11 protein-coding genes and 1 pseudogene are annotated in these 18155 nt (G+C 62.9%); 4 read left to right on the top strand and 8 right to left on the bottom strand.

What is annotated here, in order from left to right; genetic code table 11:
* Window positions 1-3 precede the first annotated feature (3 nt).
* The 4 genes from OG874_RS02810 to OG874_RS02795 all read right to left on the bottom strand — a co-directional run bounded on the left by OG874_RS02810 (window position 4) and on the right by OG874_RS02795 (window position 3576).
* The gene (locus OG874_RS02810) at window positions 4-1110 is read right to left on the bottom strand and encodes a 3,4-dihydroxy-2-butanone-4-phosphate synthase (protein WP_330253558.1); all 1107 of its coding nucleotides are present in this window, start codon (window positions 1108-1110) and stop codon (window positions 4-6) included.
* Window positions 1111-1230: 120 nt separating this feature from the next.
* Window positions 1231-1980 (bottom strand): glucose 1-dehydrogenase, encoded by a 750-nt coding sequence (locus OG874_RS02805; RefSeq protein WP_330253557.1) that lies wholly within the window; start codon window positions 1978-1980, stop codon window positions 1231-1233.
* A gap of 16 nt (window positions 1981-1996) precedes the next feature.
* Window positions 1997-3112 (bottom strand): LLM class flavin-dependent oxidoreductase, encoded by a 1116-nt coding sequence (locus OG874_RS02800; protein WP_330253556.1) that lies wholly within the window; start codon window positions 3110-3112, stop codon window positions 1997-1999.
* Between the two features lie 62 nt (window positions 3113-3174).
* Complete coding sequence (locus OG874_RS02795; protein WP_330253555.1) at window positions 3175-3576, bottom strand: nuclear transport factor 2 family protein; 402 nt, start codon at window positions 3574-3576, stop codon at window positions 3175-3177.
* Window positions 3577-3845: 269 nt separating this feature from the next.
* Here OG874_RS02795 and OG874_RS02790 point away from each other — a divergent pair, with 269 nt between their 5' ends.
* Window positions 3846-6503, top strand: a complete 2658-nt coding sequence (locus OG874_RS02790; RefSeq protein ID WP_330253554.1) for a LuxR C-terminal-related transcriptional regulator — start codon at window positions 3846-3848, stop codon at window positions 6501-6503.
* Window positions 6504-7225: 722 nt separating this feature from the next.
* The gene (locus tag OG874_RS02785; protein WP_330253553.1) at window positions 7226-8164 is read left to right on the top strand and encodes a hypothetical protein; all 939 of its coding nucleotides are present in this window, start codon (window positions 7226-7228) and stop codon (window positions 8162-8164) included.
* 559 nt (window positions 8165-8723) lie between these two features.
* On the opposite strand, the gene OG874_RS02780 is transcribed toward OG874_RS02785, so the two are convergent.
* The 3 genes and pseudogenes from OG874_RS02780 to OG874_RS02770 form a co-directional block, all read right to left on the bottom strand.
* Window positions 8724-9902, bottom strand: a complete 1179-nt coding sequence (locus OG874_RS02780; protein ID WP_442943482.1) for an IS701 family transposase — start codon at window positions 9900-9902, stop codon at window positions 8724-8726.
* Window positions 9903-9992: 90 nt separating this feature from the next.
* Window positions 9993-10421, bottom strand: a pseudogene (locus tag OG874_RS02775) (UPF0182 family protein); the annotation flags it as partial.
* A 149-nt stretch (window positions 10422-10570) separates the two neighbouring features.
* Complete coding sequence (locus OG874_RS02770) at window positions 10571-11920, bottom strand: serine hydrolase domain-containing protein (RefSeq protein WP_330253552.1); 1350 nt, start codon at window positions 11918-11920, stop codon at window positions 10571-10573.
* A gap of 857 nt (window positions 11921-12777) precedes the next feature.
* Here OG874_RS02770 and OG874_RS02765 point away from each other — a divergent pair.
* On the top strand, window positions 12778-13752 hold the full coding sequence (locus tag OG874_RS02765; protein WP_330253551.1) for an HNH endonuclease: 975 nt from the start codon (window positions 12778-12780) through the stop codon (window positions 13750-13752).
* 300 nt (window positions 13753-14052) lie between these two features.
* On the opposite strand, the gene OG874_RS02760 is transcribed toward OG874_RS02765, so the two are convergent.
* Complete coding sequence (locus tag OG874_RS02760; RefSeq protein ID WP_330253550.1) at window positions 14053-15207, bottom strand: hypothetical protein; 1155 nt, start codon at window positions 15205-15207, stop codon at window positions 14053-14055.
* 1043 nt (window positions 15208-16250) lie between these two features.
* Here OG874_RS02760 and OG874_RS02755 point away from each other — a divergent pair.
* Window positions 16251-18029, top strand: coding sequence for a reverse transcriptase/maturase family protein (locus OG874_RS02755; protein ID WP_330253549.1), 1779 nt, complete (start codon window positions 16251-16253; stop codon window positions 18027-18029).
* Window positions 18030-18155: the final 126 nt, after the last annotated feature.

The raw sequence follows: 18155 nt of genomic DNA, 5'->3' as shown, positions 1-18155 counted from the left end.
GCCTCAATTGGTCGTTGTTCGGACGGTGGATTCCAGGATCTTGCTGGCCTGCCATACGTCACCGTGTTGGACCAGTCCCATCACGACTGGCGCGTCGGACGCAACCCGCCCGCCACCCCGCTCGACGGATGCAACGGTCGAGTACCCGATGGCCCGAATGATCTCGGCCACGTCGGCGTCGACCGCAGATGCATGACGAGCACACTCGGACAACGAGTGGCCCGCTGAGTACCGCTCGACCACCACCGTCCCGTGTCCGTGCCGGACGACCGACTTCATGGCCGTTGCCAGAGAGTCGGCCGGGTCAAGAGAACACACGTCGGCGGAGTCCTCGCGATGACGAACGACTTGCGGTGCAGTACGGCGGTCATTCACGTCGGTGACGGTGTACGCCACGAAATCCACGTCGGTGACGTCGCTGTGAAAGCCCCTCGCCGTGTAGGAGCCGAGAATCGTGGATCCGTTGTGCCGGAACGTCGCACGCACATGAGTTTCGGTCGCTCTGCGATACGACACGACATCGTCGAGATACAGCCAGGCCAATCCGTGTCGATCTGCGAAGTCGTGGGCCTCCTGCGGGTCCGCCATTCGTGTCTGGTCTGTGGCGGACACCAGAGCGGTGTAGGCGCCGGCGCTCATGGACCCGGCCAAGCGCGTCAAATCCGTCGCGGCCTCCGCCGCGCCCGCTTTACCGAGCACTCCGCTCGATTCGGCGCGCACCGGCATGACGTGACCGGGGCGGGTGAACGTCGCTGGCAGACTGTGCGGATCGGCCAGGAGCCGAAGGGTGCGAGCTCGATCGATTGCTGAGATTCCGGTCCCCGAACCCTCAGCTGTATCGACCGACACCAGGTACTCGACGGTGCTGCTTCCGGTGCGTGTGGTCGACATCGGTGACAGACCGAGCCGGTCGGCTTCATCTCCGGTCACTGCAGCGCAGACCAAGCCCGAACCGTGCCGAATCATGAAAGCGATCGACGCGGTCGAGGACTTCTCCGCGGCGACCAGAACATAGCTGTCCTGATCGGCGGTACCGCCGATCAGGACTATCGAACGACCAGCGGCTACATCGGCCAACGCCTGCTCGACTCGCTCGATGGGTGTTCGCATGTCGCTCAGTCCTTTTCGGGAGAAGTTGTGCGACCGGCGCGCGATCGCTGTCGGGTGCACGACGTGGTGATCCGCTGGGGTGGGCGCCGCGCACCAACCCCAGCGGCGGTACTTCGTGTCCTACTGGGCAAGCATTCCGGCGTCGACAAGGTGTTCCGAACCCGTGATGTACGACGACTCGTCCGAAGCAAGGAACAACACGAGGTTGGACACTTCCTGCGGGTCGGCGATACGCCCCAGCGGGATCTGAGCCAACGCGTCACCACCCTCTTCGTTGGTCGCTTCCACCATCATCGGGGTCTGGATGAAACCCGGATGTACGGAGTTGACACGAATGTTCTTGCGTCCGTATTCGACTGCGGTCGCCTTCGTCATCCCGCGGACCGCGAACTTGCTGGCAACGTAGGCCAGATTGGGAAATCCGTAGTTCGCGGCCATGCCGGCGATCGACGAAATGTTGACTATGGAACCGATACCCGCTCGCTCCATCGACGGCAGTACCGCCTTCATCCCGAAGAACACACCGTCTTGGTTGATCCGGCAGACGTTCCGGTAGTCGTCCTCGCTCAATTCCGCGGTGACGGCCAGCGGACCGAGCACACCTGCGTTGTTCACCAGAACATTGATCTCGCCGAAGGCGCGCACACCGCTCTCGACGACCGACGTCCACGAATCCGGTTGTGTCACATCGTGATGTACGAAAATCGCGTTGTCTGCCAACTCGGCGGCTAGCTTCTCACCGGCCTCGTCGGAGACATCGGCGAGGATGACCTTCGCTCCGTGGGCGACGAAGGTCCGCGCGTGGGAGGCGCCCATTCCGCGAGACGCGCCGGTAACGAGGGCGACTTTTCCTACCAAACGGTTCGACATGACTACCTCTCGCTTTCTAGACCGACACCGACGTGGGAAGGGAGATACGGGGTGCCACTTCCTTGGCGATCAAATCGAGGGAGTTGAACCACGGCGCCGGGTCATCGGAGTAGTCGTGCGACTCGACTTGGAGCGTGCCCCAGCCACCGCTCGCCTCGAACAGGGCGTTGATCTTCTCGACCACGGTGTCCGGTGAACCCACGCAGAACACGTTGTCGACGATCCACTCGAGGTTGACGTCAGCCTTTGTTGCGCCGGCGTCCTTGATGAATCCGTCCATCATGCCGAAGCGCCACCAGATGGGAATGAGGTAGCGCTCGAAGCAGTGACCGATCGGCCCTTCCATGACCAGGCGCTTGGCCTCCTTATCGGTGTCGGCCACGAACACCGTCTGCGATACGTGGTAGCGCGAGCGGTCGGCGACGTGACCGTTGGCTTCCGCTGCGGTGGAATACGTTTCCCAGTGCGTCTTGAGAGCGTCCAGACCGGAGAAGATCGACATCGGCCGGAATCCGCGTTCGCCGGCGAACTTCATCGACGGCGACTTGGCACTGAATCCGGTTACCGCGATTTCCGGCGCGCCGCCCCAAGGGCTGAAATCGGCGAGCATGTGCTGGTCGTCGCCCTCGTCGCCGTGCAGTTCTTCCGGGTAGCCGGCGTTCCAGAAGCGTCCCTCGTAGTAGAACGGTTCACGCTTCCAGATCTTTTCCATGATCTCGAGGGATTCTCGGACCATCTCGTTCGTGAACTGCGTGTCCTCGCCGTTCTTGATGCCGTGGATATACGTGGACTGCGGGTACGCGCCCGCGCCGACACCCAGGAAGTACCGGCCCTCGAGGATCTGCGAGAGCCACCCGATCATGATGGCGAGCTTCGCCGGGTTGTGATGGGGAAGGATGTGGGCCATCGGAGCGAACTTGATCCGCTCGGTCTGACGTGCGGCCGCGGCGATGACCAACTCAGGATTGGGAATGTTCTCCCAGCGCTGTGATGCGTGCTCGGAGAACATGACCGAGTCGAAGCCGATTTGATCGGCGACGATCGCCTGATCCACACACCATTCGAACGTCTGGCGCGAGGTGTGCTCGGGGCGCATGTACGGGTGGACGATCAGTCCGGTTTCCATTGCCATGGTGATGTGCCTTTCGGTGGAACGACGATTGACGTGCTTGTCGCACAACGGATATCGCGATATCAGGCGTAGAAGATGTCGTACGCGTGCTTGGTGTCCATGTACTCCTTGACGGACAGAATCTTCCCGTCCCGAAACTCGAACAAGAAGTGGTAAGCGTTCTGATAGACCTTGCCGTTCTTCAACTTCGCGTACGACGTGGCCTCGACGGCGACCTTGTCGCCTTGCGCGACCGCTGCAGTCGGAGTGACCTCCAGCGCGCCGTTCTCGTACACGGAGGTGACCCCGCTCAAGAGCGCACCGAGCCCCTTCTTGTCGTAGGTCCCCGACATGCCCTCGATGCCCCCGGAGACCCAGTAGGTCCCGTCGGGATGGAGTGTGTCCAAGATCTGCACCACGTCACCCGTGGAGAAGACTTTCGCGAAATTGTTCGCTGCCTCGATGTTCTGTTCCGGCGTGCTCATGGTCGCTCCGTCTGTTCGACAAGTTCGCTCGTCTATGACCTGCATCACTGTCCATCGTGGCGGTCAACCGCGAAACCGTAGAAATACTCGGTCCGCCAATCCGGGTGGAAGTGTGTCGAACTCCCTGGTCAAAGGGCTGACAGGGCTCCTCGAAGTCAGCACCCGTGCGTCAATACGCACGATGTCACATGTTGACCAGTAGGCACCGACAGTTCACTATCGACTAGGTGACGCCGGTCACAAGCACATCGACTGAAGCGAGACATCGAGTGAACTCCGACGAGTGGCGCCAGATCGTCGACCTCCGGAAAGCGGGAGAGTCGGTCTCGGCGATCGCCACCACCTTGCATATATCTCGCAATACGGTGCGTCGGGCACTGACGTTCGACGCACCGCCCCGCGACCACCGACCACGAACCGGATCGACGGCGGATTCGCTCGCACCCGCAATCGGCACACTTCTCGATGTCAACCCGAATATGACTGTGGCTCAATTGCATCGAGAGTTGCAGTGGAGCGGATCGCGCAACACACTCGCACGCGCCGTCCAGCGAGTCAGAGCCGAACGAAGTCCGGGTGCAACCGGGCAGACGCCGTTAGTGCCGGCGCGTCGCGCCTCGAACATTCCGCACTTCTCGACCAGCTTCGTCGGACGAAAAGACGACTTACGTAGTCTCCGTGCGATGCTCGGCGAAAGCCGACTCGTCACGATCGCCGGCCCGGGCGGTATCGGTAAGACCCGACTGGCCGCCGAAGCCGCGTCGGACTTTCGGCGCGCGTTCACCCATGGCGTGTGCTTCATCGAGCTCGCGTCGCTACGAAGCAAGTCGCTACTGCCCCAAGCTGTGCTGGACGCACTGGGGTTCGGCGACACCGATCTGCCCGAACGCAGCGTGCTCGAATCGCTCATCGAGTCCGTCCGCGACAAGAACTTGCTGATCGTTCTCGACAATTGCGAACACATGATCTCTGCCTGCGCGGAGCTGATCTCGCTGATCCTCAGAAACACCGTCGATGTCAAGATCTTGGCAACCAGTCGTGAAGTACTGTCGGTGCCGGACGAACACGTTTACGTCTTGGAACCGCTGTCCACCATCGACGACGACAGTCGCGAAAACAACAGCGCGGCAATCGAGTTGTTCGAGAATCGAGCGTCCGCCGCGATTGCCGGATTCACCCTGACCGACGCCAGTCGAGACGCAGTCAGACGTGTCTGTATTCAACTCGACGGAATACCACTGGCCATCGAACTCGCCTGCGCACGGTTGACCGCGCTGTCCGTCGATGACCTGGCCGCACGGCTCGACGACAGATTCGCACTGCTGACCGTCGGAAATCGTGGCGGCCCGGACCGACACCGAAGCTTGAATGCGACGGTGGAATGGAGTTACGACCTGTGCAACTCGCGCGAACAGGCGCTCTGGTCTCGACTATCGATCTTCGCCGAGGGATTCGATCTCACGATGGCCGAGACGGTGTGCGCGGACTCCACGGTGGAAACCGGTCAGGTTCTGGACGTAATCGCCGGTTTGGTAAGCAAATCCGTACTTCTGCGAGACGACAGCGGTGGCAGCGTACGGTTTCGCATGCTGGAGACGCTTCGTCATTTCGGAGCGAGCAAGCTGACGCCGGATGAGGCGTCACAACTCCGGTGTGCCCACCTTCGATGGTGTTCCGCACTGGTGGCGTCCGCACGACGCAAATGGACTGGCCACGAACAAGAACGGGTCAGCGGTCGGCTCCGTGAAAATCGAGCCAACCTCAGACTGGCGTTACAGACAGCGCTGGGTAACCCGACCGACGAATCGACTGCGCTGGCGTCAGGTCTGATTGCGACGTGGTTCTTGTGGTCGTCGGCATTTTCCGTGCGCGAGCACCGAATGTGGATCACGAACTTCTTGAAGCTGACCTCGCTCAGCGATTCCCGCATCGCCCAGCTCGAGGCCACGATGGGCGTCCTCCAAACGATGCAGGGTGACCGAACGCAGGCGGCTCGAACCCTCGAATCCGCCGTCCGGCGTGCACACGCAGCGAACGACGAGGCGACCTTGGCGTTTGCACGCCAGACGCAGGGTTTGAACACCTACCTCGGTGGTGACTTCGAAGCAGGAGAACGTCACCTCGAGGCAGCTCTCGCGCTCTACGAGCAGCTTCCCGACGGTACTGATCTCCGGTGGACAGCGCACATCGAAATGGGCATGCTGTGCAGTTCCAACGGTGAAACACTGCGCGCGGCGGAGCATTTCGAGTTGGTTCGTGAACAGGCGTCGGCCACGGGCGAGAAGTGGATGTTGTCCTACTCGGTCTACGGTCTCGGCCTTGTTGCTCTCGTTCTAGGTCAGCACGAGGAGGCGATCCGACTTGCGACAATCAGCCTCGGCCTCAAGCGCGCGTTCGACGACACGGTAGGAACAACTCTTGTGACAGATCTGCTGTCGTGGGCAGAGGCAGCGGCCGGCTCCGGTGAACGGGCGGCGGTACTGCTCGGGGCGGCTTCATCGATGTGGGATTCGTTCGGGATGCAGCTGTACGGATCTCAGCACTGGGTCCAGCGGCGTGAAGTGTACGAAGCGCGTGCACGAAGGTCGCTCGGTAATTCGGCCTACACGCAATCACATCGACAGGGCGCCACGATGTCGAGAGCCCAGGTGATCGCCTTTGCGCTGAACGAAGAGCGTGATCAGGACACTGCTGCCCGGTCGGCGGCGACGTCGGAACTTTCTCCGCGTGAACGCGACATCGCCTCCTACGTCGCAGAAGGGCTCTCCAACAAAGAGATTGCAAACCTCATGGTGCTCTCGGTTCGAACCGTCGAAGGCCACGTTGCTCACTTACTCCGGAAGTTGGGGATTACTCGTCGCCAACAGGTTGTGAACGCGCTGGCCGACGTTCAAGATAGCCCTGGCCGTCACCGTCTCACATCATGATCGTCAAAAATCGCGGCGGCATCCCGAGGGCGACGAGGAAATCATCGTCGGCCGCTCCGAGCCACCGTCAGCGCAGGTCAAGTGCCCAATCGCCTCGAACGCGAAACCCATGAACCTTTTCTTCACGTTGGTGGACAGCATCTTTAGCTGTCGGTTTTCGCATCCTCGCAGGTCAAACGCATAAAGTGGGTCGGGCGGGGCTCGAACCCGCGACCAATCGAATCACAGTCCACGGCTCCTCCGCAGATTCGTCCAGCTTCGGGCACACCCGTTTCTATACGTCTACCAGCACAAACCCCGCACAGCCACGAGGCCTCAGATGCGTTGGCATTCTGCACGAGGTTGCATCGGTGGATTGCTGCGGGGTGCTACTGCCGACGCGTTTTTAAAACGCTCGTGATCCTTGACTTCGTCGATTGCGCGGATATGTTGATGCGGCACTGTTAGCGGATCGTCCGGAAGATCGGCTTGCTCGTGGTGCAAGAGTTCGCGTGATATATCGGGCGACGGTGCGTCGATCGACCGACGTTCACTCCTGGCAGTGCGGACCGCCGCAGCGGCCTGTACCGAGATTGTTCGCATCTCCTCGCCCTCACCGGGTGAGGTTCGCTATGCCTGCACGGGGTCGCCGCGCGACCTGTTCGGCAGTAGACAACTCAGCGTGCCGTTGGCCGACCGCCGCGGCCCGCGTCCTGTGACCCGTTTTGAAAAGGAGAAATAGCGTGAACGTGCATTTCCGCCAGACTCGAGGTGGGCGACCTGTTTCCCGCCTCGCAGCCGCGGCACGGTCCATAGGTAGGGTGCTGGCCCTCACCGCAACGGCACCGTTGGCGCTCGCAACGGTGATCGCGGTCGCGGCCGCCGGCCCGGCCGCCGCACTACCGACTCCGACGGGCGGCAGCACCATTTATATCGCCGAAACCAACGGCACACTCATTTCGGTGCCGGCGTCCGGCGGCATAAACACCACCGTGGCCACCGGCCTGGGCACCCCGGTCGGTGTCACCGTTTCCGGCACCACCCTGTTCATCGCCCAAGCCAACGGCACGGTCGTTTCGGTGCCGACCTCCGGCGGCGCGACCACCACCGTGGCAACCGGCCTGACCAGCCCAGTCGGTATCACCGTTTCCGGCACCACCCTGTTCATCGCCCAAGCCAACGGCACGGTCGTTTCGGTGCCGACCTCCGGCGGCGCGACCACCACCGTGGCCACCGGCCTGACCAACCCAGTCGGTATCACCGTTTCCGGCACCACCCTGTTCATCATCCAAACCGACGGCACGGTCGTTTCAGTGCCGACCTCCGGCGGCGCGACCACCACCGTGGCCACCGGCCTGACCAACCCAGTCGGTATCACCGTTTTCGGCGGCACCCTGTTCATCGCCCAAGCCAACGGCACAGTCGTTGCGCTGCCGACCTCCGGCGGCGCGACCGTCGCCGTGGCCACCGGCCTGGGCATCACGGTCGGTATCACCGCTTCCGGCACCACCCTGTTCATCGCCCTTGCCGACGGCACGGTCATTGCGCTGCCGACCTCCGGCGGCACGCCGTTTACTGTCGCCACCGGCCTGAGCGCCACAGCCGGTATCGCCGTGGTGCAGTCCGGCAGCGTGTGCTTTGGTCCGGTATGCCTGCCCACCGGTACCGGTTCCGCCTTCTAGCCTCGGGTATTCACCCAAATGTGTGACGCGGGCCCAACATGTGCCGCAACCCATCGGAAGCTGATGAAGCACGGCGAATAACCCGATAGCCCCACACAGCAGCCAGCCCAACGTTGCACAGGGCTGGCTGCTGCCGTATCAACTGGGGCTGTGAAATAGCTGTGTTTCGGGTCTGTCCAGTTCACCCGACACTCCCCACCACGGACGCCTCTACCTTCTTGTTCGGACCTGTGACCGGGCGGCGGTGGCGAGAGTGGCGTGGGGTGCCAGCCAAGCCCGCCCGAACACCCCCGCCACCCAGGCGAACACATCATCCAAACTCGCCCGCCACAACGAAACATCCTCAGCGACAACATCATCCAGCACGCGCGACAAACTACGCCAGAGCGAACCAACCTGCAGCACAACGAAATACAACTGTCGTGCTAGCACGACAGTTGTATTTCGTTGTGTCACAGTCGTTGTCGATGGTATCTGGTTTGTCGGACGCGGGTTTGGTGGCGTCGGCGCCAGCGGGAGGCGGCGAGTGCGTGGGTGAGGGTGCGGGCTGGGTGGAGCACTATCGCCAGGAGACGGCGGATTTCGGCGACTGTGATCGGGCCCAGCCCGCGTGGGCTTTTGGGTCGGTGGCGGCGGTGACTGCGAGGAAGGCGTGGGCGAGCATGGCCAGGGTGATGTGGCGGTACCAGGGGTCCCATCGGCGTACCTGGTAGTGGTCGAGGCCGCATTGGTCTTTGGCGGCTTGGAAGCATTCCTCGATCGCCCACCGGGCTCCAGCGACGGCGACGATCTGCTCACGAGTCACGGTGTCGGGGTGAAAGCACAGGTAGTAGGCAATATCGGCGGGGTCCTCGACCGATCGCCGGGCGAGTAGGGTGCGCACGAACCCGGCCGGGAGGTCACCGAAGCCGGGCAGCGTGGCCCACGCGAAGTCGTAGACGCGCTCGCCTCGAACCCCAGGTCCGCACGAAACCCGGTGCCATGCCTCGGCGGGAGCACGGCCGATGAGAGTGTCGACCCGACGACGCCCGTCGATATCGGTGACGGTCTGTTTGACCGGCACCTCGAGGACATAGGACATCCGACGAGCCTCCAGGAATGCCCGGAACTTCCCGTCACGGCCGTAGGCGGAGTCAGCGGCCACCCACCCCGCGACCACCCCGGCCCTCAGTGTCCGCTCGATCATGGCCTCGGCCAGTCGCGGCTTGGTCAAAACACCTTCACTGCAACGCTTTTCGGGTATTCCCGCTTCGCTACAGCGGTCTCGGTCGCTGATCCATGATTCGGGTATATACAGCTCCCGGTCGATCAACGCACGCCCAGCGCGGCCGGAGTAGGCCAAAAACACCCCCAACTGACTGTTCTCCACCCTGCCCGCGGTGCCGGAATACTGGCGTTGAACCCCGGCCGACTTCGTGCCCTTCTTGACGAACCCGGTCTCATCCGGCACCAGGACACCGTCCGGGCAGGCCAATGACTCGGCCACATACGAGCGCACATGATCACGCAGATCATCAGCACTCCACCTGGACCTGTTCAGGAAATGCTGCAAACCGTCCGGCTCCACCACGCCGGCGGCATCGGCCAACTGCCAGGAGTTCTTGCGCTCCACCGGCGCCAACAACCCCGTCAGATACGCCCGCGCCCACCGCCGCGGCTCAGTCCGATAGAACACCCCCGCTACCCGCGCGAACACCTCATCGAAACCCACTCGCCAAGCCGAAACATCCTCGGCCACAACATCATCCAGCACCCGCGCCAAACTACCCCAGAACCAACTCGCTTGCAGCACAACGAAATACAACTGTCGTGCTAGCTGAAAGAAGCCTCATCGACGGGGACGTTCGAGGTCGTTCAACTGCTGTTGGAGACGGTCGAGCGCCGCGCGGATGGCCTCGATCTGCGCGTTGAGTTCGGCGATCTTCGCCTGATCCACAGCCTGCGGGGATTCCCCTGGTGGAGGCGCCGGCGGTGGAGGCGCGGGCTGCTGGCCCGGTGGCGGCGGGGCCGCGGGGCCGCCGCCGGGTGCGGTTGCGAGCCGACCGGTATTCGCGCCGAACACTTGGTCGAGCGCCTCGGCGAGGGTTGGGGCGTAGCCGACGCGAACGCCGCCGGTGCCGGGGTCGCGGTAGCTGACGAGGACCCGTGCTAGTTGTGGGAACGTCGATCCGCTCGGTGTTGTCGAGATCCGCTCGGTGAACAGTGGTTCAACGTAGAGCACACCGCCGTCGGCGATCGGGAGGGTGAGCAAGTTGCCTCTGAGGTCAAGAGTCGTGACCTTGTCCAGTGCGGCAACTGAATGCTTTCGTGAAGCCGGCCAAGACACCGTCGACCCGGATCTCGTAGCGACATGAGCGCTAACGCCGGATTTCCGAGCTGATAGGCGCCCCTTCTTCGGCGTCCGATTCAGCGGATGCCGGGCGTGCGCGGATCCGGACCGAGGCAGACTTGAACGACGCAGCCCGGCGGGGTATCCGCTAATGGTGGTGCCAACGGGTAGTTCAGGCAGCTGAAGACATTGCAGCCCGGATATGCCGCGGGCCCGACACCGAAGACGGCGATCAGCAGATTCGTATCCACGTACTTGCCCGGATCCTCGCGTGGCGGCGGTTCGACATACGGACCGGGATCGGGCACCGGATGGTCCTGGAATGCCGCGAACAGTCGGCGGAAGAATTCGTGCGGCAGCTCCGTGGTGTTCTGCAGGGCCTCCGCAATGCCCTGGTTGCTGACATTTCCGAAGACTCCGGTCCACACCACCGTCAAATCCAGACTCGGCACGATGAAGACGTTCTGCATGCCGAGTCCGACCATGAAGTACATGTCGGCGGGCTGGAAGCCGGAGTTCTCAGAGCATCCGAGGCCGATCCAGAACAGGTAGCCGAAGCACTTGTTCGCTGGTGACGGCTGGCGTGCCATGCGCAGATAGGTCTCGGAGACGAGTTGCCGCGTGCCCCAGCGTCCGTTGTTGCTCACCAGCAGGCCGAGCTTCGCGAAATTGTTCGGCGGGATCAGCAGATAGGCGTATCCGTAGGTGTGACCGGCGCGATCGCGCGCCCAATAATAATCACCGCGTTCGATGCCGAGCGGATCGAAAAGCTCACGTTGCGCGAACTGCTGTAATGGCTCACCCATGGCCAACTCGATGACATAGGCGAGCAGATCGACAGCGCGTTCGCTGTAACTGAATGCCGCGCCCGGCGGATTCTCCAACGGCACTCCGAGCGCCTGCACGGCACTATTCGGATCGATCGGAATCACCCCGGTGATACCCTCGGAGAGTATACCCACCGCCAGGCCGGACGATTCGGTCAGCAGATTCTCCACGGTGATCGACCGATGCTGCGCATCACCGAGGCCGGGCGGCAGATACCGATCGATCGGCGCTGCTATATCGAGTTTCCCCTGATCCCAGGCTATTCCGGCGAGCAACGACACAACGCTCTTCGTCGCACTCCAGATATTCCAGGCGACATTTCCGGTCGCGTCGTTCGTCGGCCCCTCACCGATCAGGCAGTTGTGCCGGAACACCTGCACATTCAACCGATTACGCGCGCTCGCGAATGCCACGGCGTCCGCGAGTAGTCCCGAATCCAGTCCAACCTGTTCCGGGGCCGCCCGTTCCGGCTCTCGCCCGGACGACACTCCACACGACAGCTGCTCGGCAGGCGCGGCGTGCGCGCCCCCGGCGACAACGCTCCCCGCGACCAGCGATACCGCCGCAGTTCCGGCCAGGAATCTGTAGATGCGATACATAGCGAAAGGCTATCGTGCCCAATCGGGCCAGAGCGGACAACAGGCTGAATATGGTTCAGCCGAATATAGGCCGGGCATCCCACTCGACGTCGAATATTCCAAGATTCCTCTTGCAGGACATCGGCGGCGTGTCCATTCTGCGAACCATGCCCTTCACCCGCAGGATCGCATAACACCGCGGCCGCGTAATCCCCAACACCGCTGCGGCTTCCCGCACAGCTGACCAACTGGACCAGCTCGTCACCGAACGGGACCACATCCTCCGAAAACGACACGGTCGCCGCAACCCCTCACATCGAGAGCATTGCGACGACCACGTGAACCCAAGCCACGGGCTGAGGGGGCTATTCGTCGTATCAGGACTCCTCGTGTAGTTCCGCACGCCGGCCGTCTGGCCAAATTGGTGACTACCCGGCCATCGGGCAATCGCTCGATGGTTCGGCCGTCGGCGAACTTGGCGCGCTGCCGTGTTGTCCGGTATCCGTCGGAGTGAATCGCGGCGAGGAGGTGTTGGGCGATCGCCTTCGGATCAAGCCCCATCCGGCGCAGTTCCTGGGTCGGCACGGCGTCATCGTCGGCGAGGATCGCCAGCTGACCCGTTGGCCGCCGTTGTTCGGGCCGCATGAGATCCGCGGTTCTCAGTTTTCGTCGGCTGGGGCCTGTGGCCAATTGGCTGAATCGCTGCCCTTGCATCCGGAGTTCGGGTCGTCGGATCTACCTGCCCAAGCAGGCAGGGGCCTTCCGCGAGCGTCACGCTCATCCCTGAATACACCAGGGGGACAAGAAGAACCCGGAACGCCGAATACGAGCGGATCCGTCACCGGCTGGCGCGAGCCCGCAGACGTGGAGACCGGGATATGGTGCGTCAGTTACGCGCTCGGCTGGCTCGCCTGCCCAGCGTCGACTGCCGTGACCCCGGTTACCGTCGACTGCGGTATACCCGCTACGCCGACGACGTTTTGCTCGGATTCGCCGGACCGAAAACCGAGGCCGAGGCCGAGGCCATCAAACAGCGGCTGACCAGGTTCATGCGCACCGACCTGCGCTTGGAGCTGTCGCAGGAGAAGACGCTGATCACCCACGCGCGCACCCGCGCGGCACGATTCCTCCGATACGAGATCACCACCCAAACCGGTGCCGGCGGCCGCAAGACCGCCGAAGGCGCTATCCGGCTGCGGGTGCCGATCCCGGTGATCAAAACCTCGTGCGCACCCTATCTGCGGGGCGGCAAACCCGCCGCGCAGCGCGCCTTGCAGAACCTCGACGACTACGGCATCGTCGCAGCATACGCAGGCATCTATCGGGGCCTGGTCAACTATTACCTACTCGCCGCAGACGTTCATCGCCTCGAACGACTGCACTGGGTGATGCAGACCTCGCTGTTGAAAATGCTTGCAGGCAAGCACAAATCGTCGGTAGTCAAGATGGCGGCCCGACACCGGGCCACCATCACAACACCGCACGGTCTGCGCACCTGCTTCGAGGCAGCCCGCCACCGTCACAACAGCAAGCCCCTGGCCGCACGGTTCGGAGGCATCCCTCTCACCCGGCGCAGGACCGCGATCCTCACCGACCGCGTCCACACCCGAAACCCCTTGTCCCGCAAGGAGATCATCACCCGGCTCCTGCGCGACACCTGCGAGCTCTGCGGAAGTCACGGCGCAGTGGACGTCCACCATGTCGCGAAACTCGCCGACCTCGCACCCACCGGCCCCGGCCAACCGGCATGGGACACGATCCTGGCACGAAAGCGACGCAAAACCCTCGTGGTCTGCCCGCCCTGCCATGACCTGATCCACTCCGACCACACCCGGGCCACCACCACGGAGTAGTCACTGGAGAGCCGGATGATCGGGAAACCATCAAGTCCGGTTCGGCGGGAGGCCGCCCGGAAAAGGACCCGCACACTACGGGCACCTCGCCGGACGGCCGACCCAACCGTTCGGCGTCAGCGTGGGGAGTGCCGGTGCCTGGTGTCGCGTCGCAGTCCAACCTCTGGCGAGTTCCGTGGTGCTCCGCTGCAGGCGACGCCGACAGCTTGTCACTCGTTGATCTAGTGAGTTCCGCAGCAGCGCTGGCCTTTTCGGGAAGGAACGGGGTGCATAGGAGTTCATGCTAGGGCGAGGGGCCACTCAGCGGTGCCCGCCGGTGTGATCGTGGGAGCAGGTGTCGGTGCGGCGGCCGTCCACAGTGGTAGCTGCCTGCCCTGCGCCGTGGCCTTCCAGGGCCGCGAACGGTCCGCACTGGTTGGCGGTGATCCAGACATGGACCATCGGATTCCCCGCGCCGGGGTTGATCGAGTTGGGCGGGCAGGTGCCCTGGGCGTCGGTGACACCGGCGACCTGAGGACCGTCGGCGCCGTTCTTCCAGCAGAGGTTGTCGTGGACGTGCCACTGCATCAGGGGCCCGCCGTAGTCCACCAGCTCGGTGTCGTCGATCTTCTTGCCCCTGGCGATGTACATCGCCGAGACCAGGGTCCGATCGGCGCCGTCGACCCGGTAAACCAGGGACTCCGGGTGGGTAGCGTCGAGGAATCGGTCGTCGCGGATGTAGCCGGGGTTGATGTAATGCTCGTAACCGGTGGCCGAGTCGCCGATGGAGCGAAAGCCCAGTGCGCCGATGGAACTGACGTCGGCGAACGCGGGCAGCTGGTCGAGGGTGCTGCGAATCAGGGCGGTCGCGCGCCGCTCCTGCGCGGCGGTCACGCCCGGCACGCCGGACACATCGACCGGGGTCGCCGGATCCCACGGCCGCGGCCATGCGGTGCCGGTCCCGTGGTCGGTGTGGTCGCCGCCGGCATGGGTATGGTCGCCGGTGTCGTGGCTGTGCACGTGTCCGGCGCCGCCGAGCATCGCCGCGACGGCGAGGGCGCCGGCCAGACCGGCGGCGGCCGCGGTCGGTGCCGTGGGCAGTGTCGCCCTGGGGCGCGCCAGGGTGACGGTTGCACCGGCGATCGCGAGCAGCCCCAGCGCCGCGCACGTGCTGTCGAGGAACTGCGGCGCCTCCGCCGTGTCGAGGCCGTCCGGCCACGGCAGCCCCGCGAACCGGGTGTACCCCCAGATCACCACCGCGACGAGGTTCACCCCGATCACCGTGACCGGCATGGCCTTTCGCGTGCTCACCGACGCCAGCAGCCCGCCCGCGCATTGTGCTGCCGCGAGCACGACCATCAGCCGGGCGAGGGTGGCGTGCTCGGTATGCAGTCCCGCGGCGAACAGGTGCAACGCACCCGCCCCGACCGACGCCGCACCACCGAGCAGCAGGAATCCGTTGCGCCCACCAGTCATGTTCGATCTCCTTCGTTCGCCCTGGACGCTACTGGGCCGGGTCGGGCCTCGCTCCCATGACTTGTGAGAGATCTCTGTGGTTCTCGAGCCCTGTCACGGCGCCAGGCCGCGTTACACCGATCCCGACACGGCGGCCCTTCTGCGTGCGCGGTCATCGGCATGAGCGGAGTGCGCCGTGCGGCGCTTCGTCATATCCCCGGCGCAGCCGGGAAGGATTGGAAGGAGGTCCTTGGGTCTGATGACTTACCCGGCGCCGAAAGGTTAACGGGGACAAGAGCATGTCAGGAAACCGGTGACCGAACCCAGGTATCGGGGACGGTGCGTCGGGAGACCCGCGCGATATTGGTGAAAGCTGGATTGCCTGAAGCCCAATCTCCAGCGGGTGCAAATGCCCGCCCGTCGGAAAGATGCCTGATCGCCGACGCTGTGTCCCGGGCCGGTCTCGTCCGCTGGCCGGCCCGCCTTCCGGATTCGGAGCGATGTCCAGTGAGGACATTCAAGGAGATGAGTGCTGCGCCACGAGGCGCCTGACCGTATTCCCGGCTCAGTCGGGAGGAACTTGGAGGAACGTTTCTGGATCTGATGCCTTACCTGGATCCGAAAGGTGAAAGGGACAGGAGCATGGCAGAAAATCAACGATCATGTCCAGGTGTACGGAATGATGCGTTGAGAGATCCGCGTGACACGGTGAAAGCTGGATTGCCTGAAACCCAGCCCCCAGAAGATGCAACTCCTCATCCGCCGGAAAGACATCTGAAACCGGCGCCAGCCCTGCGATGGCATCCCATTCAGGTCGTCGCAACCTCCAGGGTATGGAGCGATGCCCAGCGAGGGTATTAAAGGGGGCGAACGGGACGCCTAAATCACGCTATTACGTACGGTAAGGACGAACGTGGGATCACCTAAGGGACGCGAGTCCTATGGTGACGGAGTGTCTGTAGTAGTCGTGGGAGTCACGCCCCACCAGGGAGGACGGGAAAGCCGTCCACAGGGCCAAGAGGCACAGGTGACTGGATGCTCATTAATTCCGAGAGGTCTGTGAAATGCAGGACGCCGAAACGGTATTGAGTGTCATCCGCGAACGCGGCAGGAAAGGATTGCCGTGTAATGAACTGTATCGACAATTGTGGAATCCCGAGCTGTATCTGTTGGCTTATGGGCGGATCTACTCTAACCAGGGAGCGATGACGCCAGGAGTCACGCAGGAAACCGCGGACGGCATGTCCATCGCGAAAATCGACGCGATCATCGAGGCGATGCGCCACGAGCGCTATCGGTTCGCGCCGGTGCGGCGGACCTACATCCCGAAAAAGAATGGGAAATTACGTCCGCTGGGGATGCCGACATGGTCGGACAAACTGGTCGGTGAAGTGGTCCGCCTTCTTCTCGAAGCGTACTACGAGACCCGATTATCTGGCCATTCTCATAGGTTCCGCCCGGGACGGGGCTGCCACACCGCCTTGCGCGAGGTGGAAAAGACCGGGACCGGGACGACCTGGTTTGTTGAGTTGGATATCTCCGACTACTTCGGGAGTCTTGACCATCAGATCATGCTCTCGACGCTGGCGGAGAATCTTCACGACAATCGGTTCCTGCGACTTGTGCGGAATATGCTGACAGCCGGATATCTCGAAGACTGGGTTTACAAAAAGACGCTGTCCGGCGCACCGCAAGGCGGCGTCGTATCCCCAATCCTCTCGAATATCTACCTGGATAAGCTCGACACTTTTGTTGAAACAGTTTTGATCCCGAACTATACCCGAGGAGCACGCAGGACAGCCAGTCCTGCCTACAAGAAGGTCGAGAATGCGATTGCGCGAGCCCGCAAACGTGGCGACCGCACTACCGTGCGGGAACTGCGCAAACAGCAACGCCGCCTGCCGAGCAGGGATCCGAACGATCCACGCTTCCGGAGGTTGCATTATGTGCGATACGCAGACGACGCCTTGCTCGGATTCATCGGACCGAAAGCCGAAGCCGAGGAAATAAAACAGCGCTTGGCGATATTCCTACGTGATGATCTCAAGCTGGAACTGTCACAAGAGAAGACGCTGATCACGCACGCCCGTACCGGGGCTGCCAGATTCCTCGGCTATGAAATCACCGTTCAACACGGCGACTGCAAGCTCACCGGCGACCGGCGCATGGTCAACGGGAAGATCGGGCTGCGCGTGCCACTGCCGGTGATCGCGGCCAAATGCGCCCCCTACCTCCGGCGCGGAAAACCCGCGCGTCGGAACCAACTGGTCAACCGAGACGACTACAGCATCGTCGCGACATATGGGGCCGAGTACAGGGGCGTGATCCAGTATTACCTGTTGGCTGGCGACGTCTATCGGCTGCGGCGGCTGGAATGGGTCGCTAAGACCTCCATGCTGAAGACGCTGGCAGCAAAGCATCAGTCCACGGTCACGAAGATGGCCGCACGTCATAGAGCGGTCGTCGAGACACCACATGGATTGCGCACGTGCTTTCAAGTCCCCGTGGAACGGGAAGGCAGGAAACCACTGGTAGCTCGGTTCGGCGGGATTCCGTTGAAACGGCAGAGGAACGCGGTCGTCATCGACCGTATACCAAGCGAAATCACCTACCCCCGCAAGGAACTGATCACTCGGCTCCTCAAGGGCAGGTGCGAGATCTGCGAGCAGAAAGACGATATGCGCGTTCATCACGTCCGCAAGCTCGCCGACCTCGAACGACTGGGACCCGACCGGCCCGCATGGGCTGAACTCATGACAACAATGCGCCGCAAATCCCTTGTGGTCTGCGGCAGTTGCCACGACAGAATCCATGACGGGAAGAAAACCGCACTCAAGGAATAGTCACCGGAGAGCCGTGGTGCGGGGAAAGCTCGCATGCCCGGTTCGGAGGGGGGCTGCTGGAAAAGGGTCTATTCGGTAGAACAGATACCTCGCCATGCAGCCTACCCTGCGGCCGCCTACGTCGCG

Origin of the sequence: Nocardia sp. NBC_00565 (genome assembly GCF_036345915.1) — a bacterium.
GTDB lineage: Bacteria > Actinomycetota > Actinomycetes > Mycobacteriales > Mycobacteriaceae > Nocardia.
The sequence above is the reverse complement of the archived record's forward strand: the minus strand, read 5'-3'. Positions and strand labels throughout refer to the sequence as shown.